Below are 19,042 nucleotides of genomic sequence, written 5' to 3'. Positions count from 1 at the left end.
AAAATTTAATTTGAATTCTGAATTTTACGTAAATCAATAAAAATAGTTCTAATATGGAAAGTATAGTTAAATCTTGTATTGAAGCATGTCAAAAATGCTTAGTGGATTGTCAGAACTGTCTTGTAGAAATGGCAGGTGTGGAAAGTATGAATGATTGTCCTAAATGTTGCGTACAATGTATCGATGCGTGTTATATTTGTATAAAAATGATGGCGGCCGATAGTGCTTATGCAAAACAGTACGCTTTGTTGTGTGCGGAAATTTGTGAGTATTGTGCGGACCATTGTGGTGCACATCATCATGAACACTGTAAAGTCTGCGAAAAGTCCTGTAGAGAATGTGCAGAGCTTTGTAGAAAATATGCAGCTTAAACCTTAATGAAATAAATGGCAATACTTGGTAATATTATAAAAGGTGTAATTCACCTAAAGGATGCTTTATCTTCTGAGGTCAATCACCAGGAAGCTCAAAGCGAAACATTAGTACATCTTCTAAAAGAAGCAAAAGATACCCAATTTGGAACCCATTATAACTTTGCGGATCTTTTAAAAAGTTCTGATATAGAGAAATCTTTTGCCGATAACATTCCTTATTTTGATTATAATAAAATCAATGAAGAATGGTGGCACAAGCTTCACGATGGTGAAACTGATGTCACATGGCCAGGTAGTCCTACATATTACGCATTAAGCTCAGGTACCACAGGAAAGACAAGCAAACGGATTCCGGTAACTGATGAAATGATTGAAGCTATTCGTCAAGCTGGGATTAAGCAGGTCTTTGCTTTAAAGAATTTTGATTTTCCAGCCGATTTTTTTGAAAAGGAAATTATGATGTTGGGAAGTTCAACCGATCTGGAAGAAAGAGACCAACATCTCGAAGGTGAAATTAGCGGCATTAGTGCCAGTAATATTCCTTCCTGGTTTAGAGGATATTATAAACCAGGTGAAGACATTGCCAAAATTGACGATTGGGATAAACGTGTACAGCGCATTTCTGAGCGTGCAAAAGATTGGGATATTGGTGCGTTAAGTGGCATTCCTTCCTGGATAGAGTTAATGCTCCAAGAGGTTATCAATTACCATAATCTTAATAACATCCACGAGATTTGGCCTAACTTACAGGTGTATACTTCTGGTGGTGTAGCTTTTGGACCGTACGAAAAAAGTTTCAATGCGCTAATGGGTAAACCTGTTACTGTTATTGATACTTACTTAGCTTCTGAAGGTTACATAGCAACACAAGTAAGACCAGAAACAGATGCCATGCAGCTAAACACCGATAATGGTATTTATTTTGAATTTGTGCCATTTCAACCAGAATACATCAATCAAGATGGTTCCCTTACTAAAGATGCTCCATCTATAACCTTAAAAGATGTAGAATTAGAACAAGATTATGTTTTAATCATTAGTACCGTAAGTGGTGCTTGGCGTTATCTTATAGGTGATACTATAGAATTCACCAATGTAGAACGTGCCGAAATTAAAATAACAGGTCGAACAAAATTCTTTTTAAATACAGTGGGCTCTCAGCTGTCCGTTAATAAAATGGATGCTGCCATGAGAGAATTGGAAGAACAATATGATACCACTATCCCAGAATATACTATTTGCGCCAAAAGAGGTGAGGATGATGAGTTTTATCACTTTTGGTATTTAGGCTCAGAATTAAAAAATCCTGATGAAAAAGCTATAGCAGAATCTCTGGATAACGCTCTAAAAAGTGCGAATAAAAACTATAAAGTGGCAAGGAGTAAAGCGTTACATGGAGTAAAGGTGAAAGTGGTGTCGCCAGAACGTTTCTATGATTGGAACGAACGAAACAAAAAGAAAGGTGGCCAAGTAAAAATGGAACGTGTAATGAGTGAAGAAAAGTTTAAGGAATGGGAAACATTTGTTAACGACGATTAATCGTCTTTAGCCTTTTCATCTCGCTGTTTTACCAACTCCATAATCTCTTCTGGGGATAAATAGTATTTCTGTATTCTATCTTTATAGGTTTGTGTAATTTCGGCATGGTTCAGTATGAAATCCTTAGTCTTTAGAATATAATCTTCCATACCAAAAGCTACGGCAAAACTATCTGCGGCACGTTCAGCTTCAACAATGTGATTATCTGACAGCAAATATTTTATTCCGAACCATATTAAGTTGAGTTTACTACGATTTTGGTAATCCATAATATGTCCAAGTTCATGGCCAATCCATCCAATAAAAATATCCTTAGGGATATGACGTGTCATAAATTCCTTATCCGAAATCTTAAAAGTTTCACTAATCAATATGACATACTTTCTATTTTTTCTACTTCTAAAAAAACTTCCAAATGTAGGTCTAGCCTGCATGGTTGATTTTTTGATGTTTTTTTTGAATCTAAATTCTATAGATGTATTTTCTAATGCTGGATAGTAGGATAATGCAGTATTAACTTCATTAATTATAGACTCGGGAATACGATGTTGGGCGCTCATAAAATTTAGCGATAATAAAAGTATTATTTGGATTGTTGTAATGTTTTTCAACATATGCAATAGTATAATAAAAATTTATGGCATCCCATAAAATTTTATTCTAAATATATTAGTGTAAAGCTACATATTGTAGCAGTTTAATACTATAAATATTGGTATATTTGTAAATATAATACGGAGGTCCTCAAATTGTCGTTTCAACGCGCCCAAGAAAAACTTAAAATACTAGCAGACGCAGCAAAATACGATGTATCGTGTTCATCGAGCGGAAGCAATAGATCTAACACCACCAAAGGATTGGGTGATGCCACAGGTATGGGTATTTGTCATTCTTACACCGAAGATGGTCGCTGTGTATCACTATTAAAAATACTGCTCACCAATTACTGTATATTCGATTGTGCTTACTGTGTCACCAGAAAAAGTAATGATATTAAACGTGCAGCCTTTAAGGTGCAAGAAGTTGTGGATCTTACTATTAATTTTTACAGGCGAAATTATATAGAAGGTCTCTTTTTAAGTTCAGGAATTTTTAAGAATGCAGATTATACCATGGAGCGTTTGGTTGCTGTAGCCAAAAAGCTTAGGCTAGAAGAAAACTTTAATGGTTATATCCATTTAAAATCCATTCCTGGTGCATCAGATGAATTGATGCGTGAAGCCGGATTGTATGCTGACAGACTTAGCGTTAATATTGAAATCCCTACCGAATCTGGACTTAAAAAATTGGCACCTGACAAAAAACGCGAAGACTTCATAAAGCCTATGGTAAAGGTGAAAAATGAAATCATTCAATACAAAGCTGAAAAGAAAATTATAAAAAGTACCCCAAAATATGCTCCAGCAGGTCAGAGCACACAGATGATTATTGGTGCTAGTGGTGAGAACGATTTTCAAATCATGCAAACTTCAAATCATTTTTATAAAAATTACAATCTAAAACGTGTCTATTATTCGGGCTATGTTCCTATAAGCTATGATGATAGATTGCCTAAGATTGGGAGTGATGTACCAATGCTAAGAGAAAACCGATTGTATCAAACCGATTGGTTGATGCGTTTCTACGGCTTTGATGTTAGTGAATTACTTAATGAACAGCATCAACATCTCGATTTGGATGTTGATCCTAAATTAGGCTGGGCGCTTCGTAATCTGCACGAATTTCCTGTAGATATTAATACAGCAGATAAGCGGATGCTGGCAAGGATACCTGGCCTAGGGATGAAATCTGTGCATAAAATTATTAATGCTAGACGATTTAGACGTTTAAATTGGGAACATCTCAAAAAAATTGGAGTGTCCTTAAATAGAGCGCAGTATTTTATTATTTGTGATAGCAATCAATTTGAAAAACGGGATTTGACTTCGGAAAAAATCAAAGGATTGATTTTACAAAATTCCACAAGCAAATACAGAAAAAGCTTGAGTAACCAGTTAAGTCTTTTTGGTTAGATGCAAGCAAAAAACCTCATATATGATGGTAGTTTTGATGGCTTTTTAAGTGCAGTGTTCCATGTTTTCGAATTAAAATTGAAACATGTCACCATTCAAAATCAATTTGAAAATCAAAATGTTTTATTTTCAGAAAACGAGAACATTGTTACAGAGGAGACAAAAGCCAATCGTGTATGGAAAGGTTTAAAATCTCGTTTGTCTTCTCGTGGCAGATACCAATTATATTATGCTTTTTTAAGCGAACAGCCAGGGATCGAGGATGTACTATTGGATTATATACAATATGCTTTTTCAAAAAGTAACCCTATTGATAAGGACTATTCGCATCCATCAGTGTTAAAAGTAGCGCAAACCGCCAAAATGGTAGGTAGAGAAAAGCATAGAATGGAAGCGTTTGTGCGATTTAGATTAACAAAAGACCATATTTTCTTTGCCAATATAGAGCCCGATTTTAATGTGTTACCTCTAATTCAAAAACATTTTAAACGGCGCTATGCGGATCAAAAATGGATGATCTATGACATAAAACGCCATTACGGATTATTTTATGATCTAGAAAAAGTAGAGATTATAGATATGGATTTCCCTACGAATTTTGATTTTACTAAAACCGATTCTGAATATTTTTCTGAGCAAGAGTTTGAATTTCAAAAACTATGGCAAGATTATTTTAAGGCTACCAATATTGGGTCTAGAAAAAACATGAAACTTCACATTCGTCATGTCCCAAAACGATATTGGAAATATCTAAGTGAAAAACAACCACAATAGCTTATAAATGTTTTACATAACCCGCTGCCCAATCCTTAATCCTTGGTCCAAAACATTCCAAAATAGCGTCCACTCCCAAAACGCTACCTTTAGCTAACCTTCCTAAAACAGATATGGTTAATGTTTTATCTTTAATTTTGGATTTTACATGACCATCGTTCTCAGTCGCAATACCTAAATCATTATGAATAGGTTTAATGAATTCATTTTTAAGCATATCTACCACAAGTGGTGAAGTAACATCTACTAATTTCGGTGAGTCTAGAACACTATTTATCATAACTGGGACGGAAATAGTTTTACCATTGGAATTCGTTAGTTTCCAACCATTCTCAATGGTTTCAATTGCTGGGTCGTTAACAAAATCTAGAGACAATACATCAGCATCTACCAAAGCTAAAATTTGCTGCATACTTTCAATGGGAGGACCATAGGTAAACCGTTTACTGCGCTCATCCAATGCAATGATATCTTCCATAAGTTCGTCATCTAAATTAGAATGGGACAGTGTTCTATAAAAAGTAGGCTGGCAATGGCGCCAAACTTGCCAAACACAAAAATCTAATGTAACGGGAGCTTTTCCCAAAGCCATATGGATATATTTTTGTATTAGGTTGTAGGTGTCGATGGAATCATTTTGTATCAACGGATGTTGATAGTCATCATTTTCGAGAAAATGTAGAATTAATGTCTCTACTTCCTTTTTGGTAGATTGATGCGTCACGCTTTTATCATATAAATCAAAAAACACTCTAGTCGCAATTTTGCTAAAAGGTTGCAGTAGAAAATTAATATTTGATGCCGTTGGATTAGATTGTGCGCTTGTTATAATAGCATTTTTAAGCGACTCTATTTCTTCATTTCTCGGACTATACCAATTGTCTGTAATTTCATTATATGGCTTAGGAGCCAGTGGCAATCCGTCTAATGAAAACGGTATCAGTTTTAAGTTTTGAGGTTTGACCTTATAATAACAGGTTTGTAAGGTGTCCTCATCCATAATTTTGAAATTCCCATAATTGTTTATGGTGAGGTATCTCATAGCATCAACCATGGTAAGTCCAAACCCTCTAATACCTACAAACATGTTTGTTTTGTTTTTAAGCGCTTTAAACTGTTGTACAGGATACGTATCCTCATAGACTTTCAATGCCGTTTTGTTTTTAGCGAATTGTTTCCATTGTTTAAGCTGGTCAGAGATATTAGTAGGTTGGTGGCCAATGGTTAAAAGTACATCGTGACATTGCAGGGTCTCACCGCCATAATTTAGTTCAAAGCCATCGTCCGCACAGTCAATTGTTTGCACCTTAGCCTTTATAAGTTCAAAAATTTGGTTGTCTTTTATGGCGCTATGCACGGATTCAAATCTTTGGTTAAGATATTCTCCAAGTTTGTTTCTGGGAGGAAAACGATCTTTTTCAAATGCTTTAAGAGAAAAATCACACCAATCATGGTATGAAGGAAAGGCTGAAACCGTAGTGCCAAATAGGTTAATTTCGGGTCGCTCTTTTATTTGATCCAACAGTCGCTCTGTGATATTTATCCAGTTAGAGTTAGGTTGCTTAGGATTCCAAACAGGTCCGGCTCCAGGAAAATCTGTAGATTCAAATCCAAAAATTTTAATTTTGGATTTAGTTTGGGCTAATTGCTTTAAAAGCTCTTCGAGAGCAAATAGACCTCTAGGACCTAATCCAATAATTGCTAGTTTCCTCATTGTGAAGCTAAAAGTAATAAAAAAACCACCTCAGTTATAAGGTGGTTAGATTTTATAAAATTATAATGGTTTTAAAACTGGTATCTTATACCTAAAGCTAAATCAATACCAACATCATCCCTAAAATCACCAAAACCGAGTTCTGGTCTAATATCTAGAGATAGCTGTAATGGGATATCAAAATTATATTCTATACCAACGTCTCCAGCTACAAAAAGAAAGGTGTCGTCAAAATCGTCATTACCAGGTACGTCTACGCTATAAGAGCCAACACCTCCACCAGCACCTGCATACCAATTAAAATTACCATCTAATTGCCATACCCATTGATAAAGCCCTGTTAATTTAAAACCATCATAGTTGTTACCGCTTCTTATACCCAAATCCAATTCAAGCCGATTGTTGTCACCAAGTGCTCTCTGGTAAGAAATTTCGGCACCAAAACCGTCATCATCGCCTAACCTAAGCCCTATGGCATTGTCAGCTATTTCTTGTGCATTCATAAAGGCACATCCTACAAAAACTGCGAATGTTGCTAAAAATAATTTTTTCATAATCATTGAGTTTTAAGTTTTTTTATCAATTGAGCATTAAAAAGTGCTCTATCTTAACATAACGACTAAATTATGTTAAAATTGAATAAGAAGACTTATTTTTATGACAATTTTATAACTCATTTAAAACTTATCTTAACACGTATGCCTAAGGTTGTTGATACTGAATATTTTAAATTAAAATCAAAGCTTAAGGGCGAACTACTTACTGACGATTTAATAAAAAATTTATACGCTACTGATGCTTCTGTTTATAGAATCTTGCCTGCTGCTGTAGCAGTTCCTAAAGATAAAGATGACCTTAAAGAACTTATTCGTTTTGCGAATGAAAATAACATTTCATTAATCCCTAGAACAGCTGGTACATCTTTAGCTGGGCAGGTCGTAGGCAATGGTATTGTTGTAGATGTTTCAAAACATTTTAATAAGGTTTTAGATATTAATGAAACCGAAAAAACAGCAACCGTTCAACCAGGTGTGGTTAGGGACGAATTGAACAATTATTTAAAACCCTTCGGCTTGTTTTTTGGACCAAACACATCAACATCTAATCGTTGTATGATTGGTGGTATGGTCGGTAACAATTCTTCAGGAACCACATCCATTCAATATGGTGTAACACGCGATAAGGTTGTAAGTTTAAAAACATTACTAAGTGATGGCAGTGAAGTCGAATTCTCTAATATCTCAAAAGCAGATTTTCAAGAAAAACTGAAGCTAAAGACACTTGAAGGACATATTTACAGTACTATTTATGATGCCTTAAAATCTGAGGCTGTTCAAAAACAGATAGAATATAATTTTCCTAAACCTGAGATCCATCGTAGAAATACAGGTTATGCCATAGATGCATTGATAGATTCTGAAGTACTATCAGACTCACGTACAGAATTCAACATGTGCAAACTCTTAACCGGAAGTGAGGGCACCTTAGCATTTACCACTGAAATTACGCTGCAGCTCGATGAATTACCTCCGTCTGAAAACGCTATGGTAGCCCTTCATTTTGATAGTGTTTCAAAATGTATGAAAAGTGTTGAAGCCCTAATGAAGCACAATCTGCATACTTGCGAGATGATGGACGACACCATTTTAAACCTTACAAAGCACAATAAGCAACAGCAGCAGAACCGAGCATTTATTCAGGGTGAGCCAAAGGCGATTTTGATGTGCGAACTAAAAGCAGCAACTAAAGACGCCTTAGATATTGCTTTGTATGAGTTTATCGCCAGTGCTGAAAAATTGGGTTTATCTTATACTTCGCCAGTCTTGGTGGGAAGGGAAATAGACAAAGCTTTGGAGCTACGGAAAGCAGGACTGGGTTTGCTGGGTAACATGATAGGAGATAAAAAAGCGGTGGCCTGTATTGAAGACACAGCAGTAGCTCTAAGTGATTTAGAAAATTACATTTCTGAGTTTACGGAACTAATGAATTCTTATAACCAAAGTCCAGTATATTATGCCCATGCAGGAGCAGGAGAGTTGCACCTTAGACCGATTTTAGATTTAAAACAATCTGAGGATGTAGAATTGTTTAGAAAAATTACGACTGATGTCGCCAGATTGGTCAAAAAATATAAAGGCTCAATGTCTGGTGAACATGGTGATGGTATTGTACGTGGAGAATTTATTCCATTTATGATTGGTGATGTTAATTATCAGATTTTAAAACGTATAAAATCTGTCTTTGATCCGAATACTATTTTTAATCCTGGTAAAATAGTGGATGCACTTCCCATGGATAAAAATCTTAGGTACGAAACAGATCGTCAAGAACCTAAAGTTGAAACCGTTTTGGATTTCTCTTCTTCGCAAGGTATTCTTCGTGAAGCTGAAAAGTGCAATGGATCTGGTGATTGTAGAAAGCTACCAGAGTTTGGCGGCACCATGTGTCCGAGCTACAGAGCCACACGAAACGAAAAAGACACCACAAGGGCTAGAGCCAATGCCTTACGCGAATATTTAACCAATTCAGAAAAGGCCAATAAATTTAACCATAACGAGCTTAAAGAAGTTTTTGATCTGTGTTTAAGTTGTAAAGCCTGTGCCAGTGAATGTCCCAGTAGTGTGGATGTGGCAAGTTTAAAAGCCGAATTTCAATATCAATATCAAAAAGAAAATAGCTTTAAGTTTAAGGATAAGTTCTTTGCAAATTCAACTAAATACAACAAAATAGCTTCAAAAGCGCCTGGTTTTTATAATGCACTTTTCCAAACAAAATTCGTTGCTGGTTTTATGAAAATAGCGCTTGGTATTCATCCAAAGCGTAGTTTTCCGAAGGTGTCAAAGCCGTTAATAAAACGACAACAAAATCGTGATGAAAGTACTTCAAAAAACGCTATTAAAACGGTCTATTTGTTTGTCGATGAGTTTACTAATTATCTAGAATCCCATATTGCTTTAGACGCTCAACTTTTACTTCAAAAATTAAACTACAACGTATTGTTTATTAATGATTTAGAAAGTGGAAGAAGTTTTATTTCTAAAGGCTTTTTAGAAGAAGCGAAAGCAATTGCCAATACCAATGTTGAGTACTTTAAAAACAAAGTAAGTGAAGAAAGAAATCTAATAGGAATCGAGCCCTCAGCCATACTTACTTTTAAGGATGAATATTTAAGATTGGCTGATGATATAGACGCTGCAAAATCCATTGCAAAACATACGTTTTTGATAGAGGAATTCATTCAGAAAGAAATAGAACTCGGTAACATTTCTTCAGAGCAATTTACAACAGAGTCTAAGACTGTGAAATTCCATGGGCACTGTCACCAAAAAGCCTTGGCCAATCAAAAGTCCAGTTTTGATGTGTTGAACTTACCAAAAAATTATAAGGTTACCATTATTCCTAGCGGTTGTTGTGGAATGGCAGGCAGTTTTGGGTACGAAAAAGAAAAATACGACATCAGTATGCAAATTGGAGAACAAACTTTGTTTCCTGCTGTCAGAAGAGTATCGGATAATACCATTTTGGTCGCTAATGGAACCAGTTGTAGGCACCAGATAAAGGATGGTACAGGGAGAACTGCCAAGCATCCCATAACAATTCTTAAAGAAGCTTTAATCTAGTTTCTTCTTTTTCTTCGGCTGTTCTACAATCGTAATGGCGGCAATTAAATCCTTAACATCCATGTCCTTTAATTCTTCATCAGCAAAAAAAGGAGAAAGCTTGTCCTTACTGTAATTGTAGATTTTCCAACGTTTAAATTGATACTCTAAAGCCGTGAAATTTTCTACCCAATCACCAGAATTTAAGTATGTTGTCTTACCGTATTTGTTTTCCTTAACAAGCATTTTTGGTTGATGGATATGTCCACAGACCACATAGTCGTAACCATTTTCTATGGCCAGATCTGTGGCCACATTTTCAAAATCATTGATGTATTTAACGGCACCTTTTACGCCGTTTTTAATTTTTTTTGAGAGTGAATAGCGTTCCTTTCCCATTTTCTCTAAGCACCAATTAACAAAACGGTTTATAAGAATAAGGAGGTCGTAACCCCAACCACCTAACTTAGCTAGCCATTTTGCATTCTGAATGGAAATGTCAAACACATCACCATGAAAAAACCAAGCTCTTTTCCCATCCAACTCTAAAACTACCTTATTGACAATGGAAATATTGCCAATTTCAGTATCAGCAAATTTTCTAAGCATTTCGTCATGATTACCAGTAATATAAATGACTTCTGTACCGTTTGCAGCAAAATCCATAATTTTTTTAATGACACTTAGATGTGATTTTGGGAAATAACGCTTCTTAAACTGCCAAATATCTATAATGTCTCCATTAAGAATCAACTTTTTGGGTTCAATACTATTTAGGTAGGTCAATAACTGTTTTGCATGACACCCAAATGTACCAAGGTGCACGTCAGAAATGACCGCTATTTCTACTTTTCGCTTTAGGTTCAAAATAAATTGTTAGTACTGCAAAGAACACACATAACTATTAATTAAGTGTAATTAGAGAATTAATATTCCGTGAGGAAAATGTTACGGGAATGTTACTAAACTTAACGTTGAATAATAAGAATAAATGTCAATGACAGCCTTAAAACAGCAATTGGTATTTTTGTTTCTGTAATATTAGATTTACTTTAGCGTAAAATAAGATTTAATGGCAGGAAATTCCTTCGGAAAATTATTTAAACTTACCACTTTTGGAGAGTCGCATGGAGCAGCCATTGGCGGAATTATAGATGGATGTCCTTCGGGCTTAAAATTAGATTTTGAAGCCATTCAGAATGAGTTAGATAGACGCAGACCAGGTCAGTCAAAAATTGTCACACAACGTAAAGAACCTGATACGGTCGAATTTCTTTCAGGACTATTTGAAGGTCAGACCACAGGAACTCCAATAGGTTTCATTATAAAAAACACCAATCAAAAATCTAAAGATTATTCACATATAAAGGACGTGTATCGTCCTAGCCATGCCGATTATACTTATGACCAAAAATATGGCGTAAGAGATTATAGAGGTGGTGGTAGAAGTTCTGCCAGGGAAACCGCATGTAGAGTAGTGGCTGGCGCCATTGCAAAGCAATTTTTAAGCAGTATAAAAATTGATGCTTTTACATCTTCAGTTGGTGATATTTTTATTGATAAACCTTATCAAGATTTAGATTTTTCTAAAATTGAATCCAATGTTATTCGTTGCCCTGATGAAGCCACTGCAGAGAAAATGATAGCTAAGGTACAAGAGGTGAAAAAACAGGGAGATACCATTGGTGGGACCATTACCTGTGTGTTGCAAAATGTACCAGCAGGATTGGGAGAACCTGTTTTTGATAAACTTCATGCCGAATTGGGTAAGGCTATGTTATCCATAAATGCTGTAAAAGGTTTTGAATATGGTAGTGGTTTTTGTGGAGCAAAAATGAAAGGCAGTGACCATAACGATAAGTTTAATGAAGATGGCAGTACGCAAACTAACTTATCTGGTGGAGTACAAGGTGGGATTAGCAATGGTATGGACATCTATTTTAGAGTTGCGTTTAAACCCGTAGCAACCACACTTCAAAAACAAAACACTATAAACAGCAAAGGTGAAACTGTAGAAATGCAGGGCAAGGGTAGACATGATCCTTGTGTTGTGCCAAGAGCAGTACCTATTGTTGAAGCTATGGCGGCTTTGGTTTTGGCGGATTATACGCTGTTAAGACGACAGGAAACAAAAGATTGGTAGAACTAATCTGAACGTTATAAGTTAAATATAAAAAGATTACCGCTGGAGTTTATCTTGAGCGCAGTCGAAAGACAACAATACTATGAAAAAACTAGCATTACATTGGAAAATTATAATAGGAATGGTACTCGGTATCATTTGGGCTTTATTATCGAGCTCAATGGGCTGGAGCGAATTTACCATTAATTGGATAGATCCTTTCGGAACCATTTTTATTAATCTTTTAAAGCTTATCGCTGTGCCTCTGGTGCTCTTCTCTATCATTAGTGGAGTTGCCAATATTGGTGACCCATCTAGCTTGGGTAGAATGGGAGGAAAAACTTTAGGTATCTATTTGCTTACCACTGTAATGGCCATATCATTGGGATTGTTGCTGGTTAATGTTGTAAAACCAGGTAAACTTATTGATGAACAAAGTAGAATTGATAACAGAATCAGTTATGAAATTTGGGCAGATTCCGAGGGTTATGAAATAAAGGATGGTGTAAACTACCTTAAAGATCCAGAGTTTATGGAGCGTGCACAGGAAATTTCAGAACTATCCAAAAGCGAACTTCAAGAAGCAGCCGTTGCAGATAAGATGGAAACTGTTGAAAAACGAAAAGAGACAACACCATTGCAACCACTGGTAGATATTGTGCCAAGTAACTTTTTCTATTCACTGTCTAACAATGGTTTAATGCTTCAAATTATATTCTTTGCCATATTCTTTGGTGTGTGTCTATTATTTATTCCAACAGATAAATCTGCACCAGTATTAAAATTAGTCGACGGTGTTAATGAGGTATTTCTAAAAATGGTAGATATCGTCATGCAAGCCGCTCCATTTTTTGTATTTGCGTTATTAGCTGGTGTTGTGAGTAAAATGGCAGGAGATGATATAGGCAAAGTTGTTGAAATATTTAAAGGATTGAGTTGGTATTCATTGACAGTGTTAGCTGGTCTATTACTGATGATATTTATTATCTATCCTATGATTCTTAAACTCTTTGTAAAGAAAATTCCTTATACAGGCTTCTTTAAATCCATGAGTCCTGCGCAAACCTTAGCATTCTCAACATCGAGCAGTGCTGCAACACTTCCGGTGACTATGGAATGTGTGGAGCAAAATCTTGGAGTCAATAAAAAGATAAGCAGTTTTGTATTGCCGATTGGAGCAACAGTCAATATGGACGGAACAAGTTTGTACCAAGCGGTTGCGGTTATTTTCTTGGCACAAATGCACATGATTGATTTAACCTTAGGACAACAAGTAACAGTAGTCTTAACAGCTACGTTGGCATCTATTGGCTCTGCAGCTGTGCCAAGTGCTGGTTTGGTAATGCTCATCATAGTTTTGAGTTCTGTTGGATTGAATCCTGCTTGGATTGCCATTATTTTTCCTGTAGATCGTATTCTGGATATGTTTAGAACAGTCGTAAATGTTACTGGTGACGCTACGGTATGTTCTATCATTGCTGATGGCGAAAATATGTTAGAATATTCTGAAAAGGATCCAACCGAAACATTTGATTTAGATTCATAAGGTTTTCAAATTCAGTAAAAGTCCTTAACTTTAAACAAGTCATTAAAACAACCAAAAACTTTTGAAATGAACATTTGCTTTATAATGTATCCATGGGAAAACATTGATCCAGAGAACGATACAAGCTTAGCCTTAATTAAAGAATGTGCAAAAAGAGGTCATGGTGTGGCCATGTGTACTCCAGCAAACCTTACGATTAGAGACAGTGTTACAAACGCTTTTTGTAATGTTATTGGTCGTATGGAAAAGGTGCCATCGACGCTAAAGTCATTCTATAATAAGGCAAAGCTAAGAGAAGAGATGTTGCCTTTGGCAGGTTTTGATGCTATTTTCTTTAGGGCAAATCCGCCATTGGATCCTATAATGCTCAATTTTTTGGATTCCGTTAAGGACGATGTGTTTATTGTGAATTCTTTACAAGGCATGCGTGAAGCGAACAATAAACTTTACACTGCGGCTTTTGGTGACGCACACAGTAATATTATTCCGAATACACATGTATCTAAGAACAAAAATTATCTGATTAAGCAGATTAAAGAGTCTAAGGCAGATAAGATGATATTAAAACCGTTGAATGGCTTTGGTGGCTCTGGTGTGATTTTAATTGAAAAATCAGCGATGAATAATATTAACTCTTTGCTTGATTTCTATATTTCATCTGGTGATGGTGAATCTAACTATGTGATTCTTCAAGATTATATAGAAGGTGCTGACCAAGGTGATGTTAGAATCTTATTGCTAAACGGAGAACCTGTTGGCGCAATGAAACGCGTACCAGGCTCAGACGACCACAGGTCTAATGTATCTGCAGGCGGAAGTGTACAAAGGCATAGCTTATCAAAAGATGAAAAAGCGTTGTGCAGGCAAATAGGCCCAAAACTGGTAAAAGACGGTTTGTATTTTGTTGGTATAGATGTTATTGGCGGCAAACTGGTTGAAGTTAATGTAATGTCGCCAGGTGGTATTACCTATATTAATAAAGTCTATAAGAACAAGCGAAAAGTAGAAGAGAAGGTTATAGACTTTTTGGAAAGCAAGGTCTTGGATAAGCTTCAAGCTTTTGACAGACGTACAAGATTGCGTAAAACGGTTGATGAAGCGTAACATTGCAGTCTTCAGTTACACTTAGCAGTAAATTTTAATTTTTGACTTATAAATGAAAACAATCGACTGGACAAGAGATGAACTTGTAGCTTACATTTTGTTGTTTGCCGCAAACTCAGATTTTAAGGAAGACAACAATGAACGAAACGTTATTCTATCTAAAGTAGATAGAGAAACATTTCAGGAAATCCATGATGAATTTGATGCAGACAACGATTATCAGGGCATTAAAAAAATTATGGTCAGTCTAGAGCAACATAATTACAGTAAAGATGATATAGATATGCTTTTGGCAGATATCAAAATATTGTTTTTCTCAGATGGTGAGTTTAATATTTTAGAGCGTAATATGATGAAATCATTAAAGCGCTTATTTAAAACGGTGTGATGCAACGATTACCGATAGATAAGATTATTTCAAAAATTGAAGCCGAAGAAACCTTTAGTGCCGTTTCCGAGGACTATTCATTCACATTAAAAATTGATGAATATGTTCCTTATGTCTGTGGCGCGGTGCATGATGGCCATCAATTTAGAAAAGAACTTTGGGAGAATTGTCTCCATACCGAATATGAGCGTTGGTACGAGGAGGATCCTGAAACCAAAAACATGGTGATTTCGCATCCTATTCTCATTGCTGGTTGCGATTCGCGTTTCGAATATGATCTCAACCGTGACCCTGAAAATGCAGTTTTTGAAACCGCTTGGGGAAAGCAACTATGGAAACAGCCTTTGCCAGAAGCACAAAAAGAAAAAAGTTTAAAGAAACACGCCAGTTTCTATAAAGTGGTACATGCTCTAATTTCAAAAATAGAAGAGAAATATGGTATTTGTATAGTGTACGATATGCACAGCTATAACTGGAAACGTTGGGATAGGGAAGTGCCAACTTGGAATTTAGGCACCTCTAATATTGACAATGAGCGCTTTGGTGACCAGGTAGAAGCTTGGAGACAAGCCCTATCAACTATAGAACTTTCTCATAATATCAAACAAACCGCTAAAATTAACGACACGTTTCAAGGTAATGGCTATTTTTTAAAATATATTACTACAAACTTTAAAAACACCCTAGTTTTGGCTACCGAAATTGCCAAGGTGTATTGCGATGAGTACAATCAGGTTATTTATCCAGAAGTCGTTAGTGCTGTAGAAGAACAGTTAAAATTTCTTTTAAAAGAGCATGCCCTAAATTTTTATAATTCGTATTCTTAATTAATGGAAACCACAAAATTGCATAATATAGATTCCTCAATCATAGAGGATATATGTAACCATATATCAGAAGGAAAACCCGTGAATGCAACTTTACCAGAAAACGGTCTTCTTCATATAGACAAATTATTACCTTTTATCTGTGTATATAGATACAGTGAATTGGATGTTTACTTCTCCCGAATCATTAAAACACAAGCCTCATATCTAATTGTTAGTGATGATGTGGATATTACCCATTTACTCGAAGCCATTAGAATTATTGTATCAAATAAATTTGAAACGTTCTTGATTTTGGAGTTTTGGCCAGAAAAAGACGATAAAAGTAATACTTTCCATATCTCTTGCCCTAAAGAGAAAGCTCCGGCTACTGTAGCAGCTTTAAAGGATGGGTTTGAATCCTTACAGGACTTCTACCCAAATATAGATGTAGAAATTGATGATACGCACAAACGGCACCCTAAACACCTAGTGCCTATTTTCGATATAGATGAATCTAAGAAAAAAGGAACCTTGGTAATCGGAGTGACCATGCCCATTTTATATAAAAATACTGAAAGCAACGAACTCTATTCCTTGTTTTTTAGAGAATACTATTCGGTATTCTCTGAAACCGTTAAACGTGCTGTTTTTGAATTTATAAGAGTGCAGACTACAGATGATTTTGAGCACTTTTTAATGCTTGGCAAAACAAATATTGACGAGGTTACTTTAAGATCCGACAGAGAACTAGCTGAAGTAAGTGAAGGCATGTCCTTTTTATTGCGAACAACTCCTGTAAACAGTAATGAAGAATGGAAAAACTTTAAGAAAAACAAGTTTGATAAAATACCTTCTTTCAAATATCGATTGATTGCATTAGATCCTGAGTTGCAAAAACGAAAACTTTACAATATACCAATCGATGAAGTAGATGATCCGACCATAGCCTTTATTCTACGTGGAAAACGACTTGAAATTGAAAAGCAATTAACGATGCTCGAAGAGCGTGGCACAAAGAATTTTAGGTTTGTTGGTGAGAGTTTATATGGAGTCATCAAGAAGAAAGTTTTAGAGCAGGCCAAGCATATTTTAGCGGTCTATCCAAAACGTGAAGAACAGAAGAGTAAAAAGCGCTATAGTTGCTATGAATTTGCCGAGCATGCCCAAAAAGAATTGGATTACTATAACGACAAATTCCCAGATCTAGATTTATCCTTAGAAATACGAAATGATGTTGCTGGTATTATGGTGTCTAAAACAAAACTTCTTATTAATGACGAGATAAGTTTTGATGCCAACAGATGTGATGCTTTAATTCAACATGAAGTAGGCACACATATCTTAACTTACTGTAATGGAAGACGCCAACCGCTTAGGCAAATGTATGAAGGTTTTGAAGGTTATGACCAGTTGCAGGAAGGGTTAGCGGTAATTGCTGAATATCTGGTTGGAGGATTAACAGTAAACCGTTTACGACTATTGGCAGGCCGCGTTATTGCGGTGGAATCTATGGTTAATGGTGCAAATTTCATTAAAACATTCAACCTATTGCGTGATAAATATTCATTTAGCGAACGTATTTCTTATTATATCTCAATGCGTGTTTATAGAGGAGGCGGTCTTACAAAAGATGCGGTTTACCTTGCAGGACTCATTGATTTAATGGACTATATAAAGAAAGGAGGTGCCTTAGAGCATCTTTATACTGGTAAATTCAACATAACACATATTGACCTTATAGAAGAATTACTATACAGAAAAGTTTTGGTTAAAGCTGAACTGCCAAGATTTTTAGAGCGCAAAAGTGTACAAAAACGGTTAAAGAAATTGCGAAAAGGTATGGATATTACAGACTTGGTAAATTAACACAACAAAAGCTATGAAACTTGCATTTATAATAAATGACCACACCACCGAAAAACCAAATTATACCACACCTGGTTTGGGTTATGCCGCATACAAACGCGGTCACGATGTCTATTTTATTGGTGTTGGCGAATTGGCTTATGCCTCTAAAGGGCACTTATCTGTGCGCTGTAAAACCATAAGTGAATCAAAATTCAACTCACAGGAAACCTATTTTAAAGCCGTTCAGAAAGAAAAGTTTACACGCATAAGTTCAGAAGAGTTGGATGTTTTGTTTTTAAGAAACAATCCTGCGGATGAAATTGGTGTACGTGATTGGGCACAGAATGCAGCTTTTATATTTGGTGAAATTGCCATGCGTAATGGTGTGTTGGTACTCAACCATCCATTGAGTTTGGCAGGAGCTGTAAACAAAATGTATTTTCAGCATTTCCCTGAAGTTGTAAGACCAAAAACTATTATATCTAGAGACCACGATGAGATTAAGGAGTTCTTTAAGGAGCAAAAGCAAAAAATGATTCTTAAGCCCCTTCAAGGTTCTGGCGGAACCAATGTGTTTTTGATGGATAAAAAAAATGAGCATAATCTCACACAAACTATAGATGCCATAGCTAGGGACGGTTTTGTAATTGCTCAAGAATATTTAAAGGAAGCAACTAATGGTGATACTCGTGTATTTTTAATGAATGGTGAACCATTAGAGGTCAATGGAAAATATGCCATGATGCAACGTGTGAATACCTCAAAAGATATTCGAAGTAATGTCCATGCTGGCGGAAGACCAGAATCTGCGAAGATGACAGATCAAATTAAGGAACTTGCCGAGATTGTAAGACCTAAATTGGTTCAGGATGGAATGTTTCTAGTAGGTTTGGATATTGTGGGTAACAAACTCATGGAGATCAATGTTTTTAGTCCTGGTGGATTGAATATTTCCAATCAAATGTATGATGAGGATTTCTGTACTCCGGTAATTGAGTCCATTGAAAAGAAGGTGTATTACAAAGAAATGTATGACGACTATTTGTTTAACAGCAGATTAGGAACCTTATAAAAAAACCTCAAAGCTAAATGTTTCTGTCTATCATTTTCATTGACACTATCAAGAAGTTAGACTTAATTCTTAATAGAGTCCGACTCATTCCTAACTAACAGAAGCTAGGGTCGAACCAACATCATCTCGCTTTGAGGCTTA

The 19,042-nt window shown here is 35.9% G+C and carries 15 protein-coding genes; 11 read left to right on the top strand and 4 right to left on the bottom strand.

Going from position 1 to position 19,042, the window contains the following annotated elements:
• The first annotated feature begins 386 nt into the window (after positions 1–386).
• Complete coding sequence (locus ACQ65V_RS12910) at positions 387–1,913, top strand: GH3 family domain-containing protein (RefSeq protein WP_430468215.1); 1,527 nt, start codon at positions 387–389, stop codon at positions 1,911–1,913.
• Here the strand turns inward: ACQ65V_RS12910 and ACQ65V_RS12905 are convergent.
• On the bottom strand, positions 1,910–2,473 hold the full coding sequence (locus ACQ65V_RS12905) for a hypothetical protein (RefSeq protein ID WP_430468214.1): 564 nt from the start codon (positions 2,471–2,473) through the stop codon (positions 1,910–1,912). The two genes, ACQ65V_RS12910 and ACQ65V_RS12905, sit on opposite strands and share 4 nt — an antisense overlap.
• Before the next feature lie 189 nt (positions 2,474–2,662).
• Here ACQ65V_RS12905 and ACQ65V_RS12900 point away from each other — a divergent pair, with 189 nt between their 5' ends.
• Positions 2,663–3,925 carry a putative DNA modification/repair radical SAM protein gene (locus ACQ65V_RS12900; RefSeq protein WP_430468213.1) on the top strand — a complete coding sequence of 421 codons (1,263 nt, stop codon included), beginning with the start codon at positions 2,663–2,665 and terminating at the stop codon, positions 3,923–3,925.
• Positions 3,926–4,699, top strand: coding sequence for a TIGR03915 family putative DNA repair protein (locus tag ACQ65V_RS12895; RefSeq protein WP_430468212.1), 774 nt, complete (start codon positions 3,926–3,928; stop codon positions 4,697–4,699).
• A 1-nt stretch (position 4,700) separates the two neighbouring features.
• Here the strand turns inward: ACQ65V_RS12895 and ACQ65V_RS12890 are convergent, their stop codons facing one another.
• Together ACQ65V_RS12890 and ACQ65V_RS12885 are read right to left on the bottom strand one after the other, a co-directional pair.
• Positions 4,701–6,413 (bottom strand): FAD/NAD(P)-binding protein, encoded by a 1,713-nt coding sequence (locus ACQ65V_RS12890; protein ID WP_430468211.1) that lies wholly within the window; start codon positions 6,411–6,413, stop codon positions 4,701–4,703.
• Between the two features lie 71 nt (positions 6,414–6,484).
• Entirely contained in the window at positions 6,485–6,967 is a 483-nt protein-coding gene (locus tag ACQ65V_RS12885) for a hypothetical protein (protein WP_155087561.1), read from the bottom strand.
• A 144-nt stretch (positions 6,968–7,111) separates the two neighbouring features.
• On the opposite strand from ACQ65V_RS12885, the gene ACQ65V_RS12880 reads away from it, so the two are divergent.
• Positions 7,112–10,033 (top strand): FAD-binding and (Fe-S)-binding domain-containing protein, encoded by a 2,922-nt coding sequence (locus ACQ65V_RS12880; RefSeq protein ID WP_430468637.1) that lies wholly within the window; start codon positions 7,112–7,114, stop codon positions 10,031–10,033.
• On the opposite strand, the gene ACQ65V_RS12875 is transcribed toward ACQ65V_RS12880, so the two are convergent.
• The gene (locus ACQ65V_RS12875; protein ID WP_430468210.1) at positions 10,025–10,879 is read right to left on the bottom strand and encodes a UDP-2,3-diacylglucosamine diphosphatase; all 855 of its coding nucleotides are present in this window, start codon (positions 10,877–10,879) and stop codon (positions 10,025–10,027) included. The two genes, ACQ65V_RS12880 and ACQ65V_RS12875, sit on opposite strands and share 9 nt — an antisense overlap.
• A 205-nt stretch (positions 10,880–11,084) precedes the next feature.
• Here ACQ65V_RS12875 and aroC point away from each other — a divergent pair, with 205 nt between their 5' ends.
• From aroC to ACQ65V_RS12840, 7 genes are all read left to right on the top strand, one after another.
• On the top strand, positions 11,085–12,155 hold the full coding sequence (gene aroC / locus ACQ65V_RS12870; RefSeq protein WP_430468209.1) for a chorismate synthase: 1,071 nt from the start codon (positions 11,085–11,087) through the stop codon (positions 12,153–12,155).
• A gap of 82 nt (positions 12,156–12,237) precedes the next feature.
• Positions 12,238–13,680 carry a dicarboxylate/amino acid:cation symporter gene (locus tag ACQ65V_RS12865; protein WP_430468208.1) on the top strand — a complete coding sequence of 481 codons (1,443 nt, stop codon included), beginning with the start codon at positions 12,238–12,240 and terminating at the stop codon, positions 13,678–13,680.
• Positions 13,681–13,746: 66 nt separating this feature from the next.
• Positions 13,747–14,784 (top strand): glutathione synthase, encoded by a 1,038-nt coding sequence (gene gshB, locus ACQ65V_RS12860; RefSeq protein ID WP_155087557.1) that lies wholly within the window; start codon positions 13,747–13,749, stop codon positions 14,782–14,784.
• A gap of 52 nt (positions 14,785–14,836) precedes the next feature.
• A complete protein-coding gene (locus ACQ65V_RS12855; protein WP_155087556.1) occupies positions 14,837–15,172 on the top strand; it encodes a hypothetical protein in 336 nt (111 codons plus the stop codon).
• Positions 15,172–15,999, top strand: coding sequence for an N-formylglutamate amidohydrolase (locus tag ACQ65V_RS12850; protein ID WP_430468207.1), 828 nt, complete (start codon positions 15,172–15,174; stop codon positions 15,997–15,999). Before ACQ65V_RS12855 ends, ACQ65V_RS12850 begins: the two co-directional genes overlap by 1 nt.
• A 3-nt stretch (positions 16,000–16,002) precedes the next feature.
• Positions 16,003–17,847 (top strand): flavohemoglobin expression-modulating QEGLA motif protein, encoded by a 1,845-nt coding sequence (locus ACQ65V_RS12845; protein ID WP_430468206.1) that lies wholly within the window; start codon positions 16,003–16,005, stop codon positions 17,845–17,847.
• Between the two features lie 13 nt (positions 17,848–17,860).
• The gene (locus tag ACQ65V_RS12840; protein WP_430468205.1) at positions 17,861–18,901 is read left to right on the top strand and encodes a glutathione synthetase; all 1,041 of its coding nucleotides are present in this window, start codon (positions 17,861–17,863) and stop codon (positions 18,899–18,901) included.
• The last annotated feature ends 141 nt before the right edge of the window (positions 18,902–19,042 follow it).

Source organism: Winogradskyella ouciana (assembly GCF_965284585.1).
GTDB lineage: Bacteria > Bacteroidota > Bacteroidia > Flavobacteriales > Flavobacteriaceae > Winogradskyella > Winogradskyella ouciana.
Note: the sequence above shows the minus strand (reverse complement) of the source record. Positions and strands in the feature narration are given on the sequence as shown.

Excerpts from the sequence above, each read along its gene's own strand:
- ACQ65V_RS12910 (WP_430468215.1), top strand. The coding sequence starts at position 387 with ATGGCAATACTTGGTAATATTATAAAAGGTGTAATTCACCTAAAGGAT.
- ACQ65V_RS12905 (WP_430468214.1), bottom strand. The coding sequence starts at position 2,473 with ATGAGCGCCCAACATCGTATTCCCGAGTCTATAATTAATGAAGTTAAT.
- ACQ65V_RS12895 (WP_430468212.1), top strand. The coding sequence starts at position 3,926 with ATGCAAGCAAAAAACCTCATATATGATGGTAGTTTTGATGGCTTTTTA.
- ACQ65V_RS12890 (WP_430468211.1), bottom strand. The coding sequence starts at position 6,413 with ATGAGGAAACTAGCAATTATTGGATTAGGTCCTAGAGGTCTATTTGCT.
- ACQ65V_RS12885 (WP_155087561.1), bottom strand. The coding sequence starts at position 6,967 with ATGAAAAAATTATTTTTAGCAACATTCGCAGTTTTTGTAGGATGTGCC.
- ACQ65V_RS12880 (WP_430468637.1), top strand. The coding sequence starts at position 7,112 with ATGCCTAAGGTTGTTGATACTGAATATTTTAAATTAAAATCAAAGCTT.
- aroC (WP_430468209.1), top strand. The coding sequence starts at position 11,085 with ATGGCAGGAAATTCCTTCGGAAAATTATTTAAACTTACCACTTTTGGA.
- ACQ65V_RS12865 (WP_430468208.1), top strand. The coding sequence starts at position 12,238 with ATGAAAAAACTAGCATTACATTGGAAAATTATAATAGGAATGGTACTC.
- gshB (WP_155087557.1), top strand. The coding sequence starts at position 13,747 with ATGAACATTTGCTTTATAATGTATCCATGGGAAAACATTGATCCAGAG.
- ACQ65V_RS12855 (WP_155087556.1), top strand. The coding sequence starts at position 14,837 with ATGAAAACAATCGACTGGACAAGAGATGAACTTGTAGCTTACATTTTG.
- ACQ65V_RS12850 (WP_430468207.1), top strand. The coding sequence starts at position 15,172 with ATGCAACGATTACCGATAGATAAGATTATTTCAAAAATTGAAGCCGAA.
- ACQ65V_RS12845 (WP_430468206.1), top strand. The coding sequence starts at position 16,003 with ATGGAAACCACAAAATTGCATAATATAGATTCCTCAATCATAGAGGAT.
- ACQ65V_RS12840 (WP_430468205.1), top strand. The coding sequence starts at position 17,861 with ATGAAACTTGCATTTATAATAAATGACCACACCACCGAAAAACCAAAT.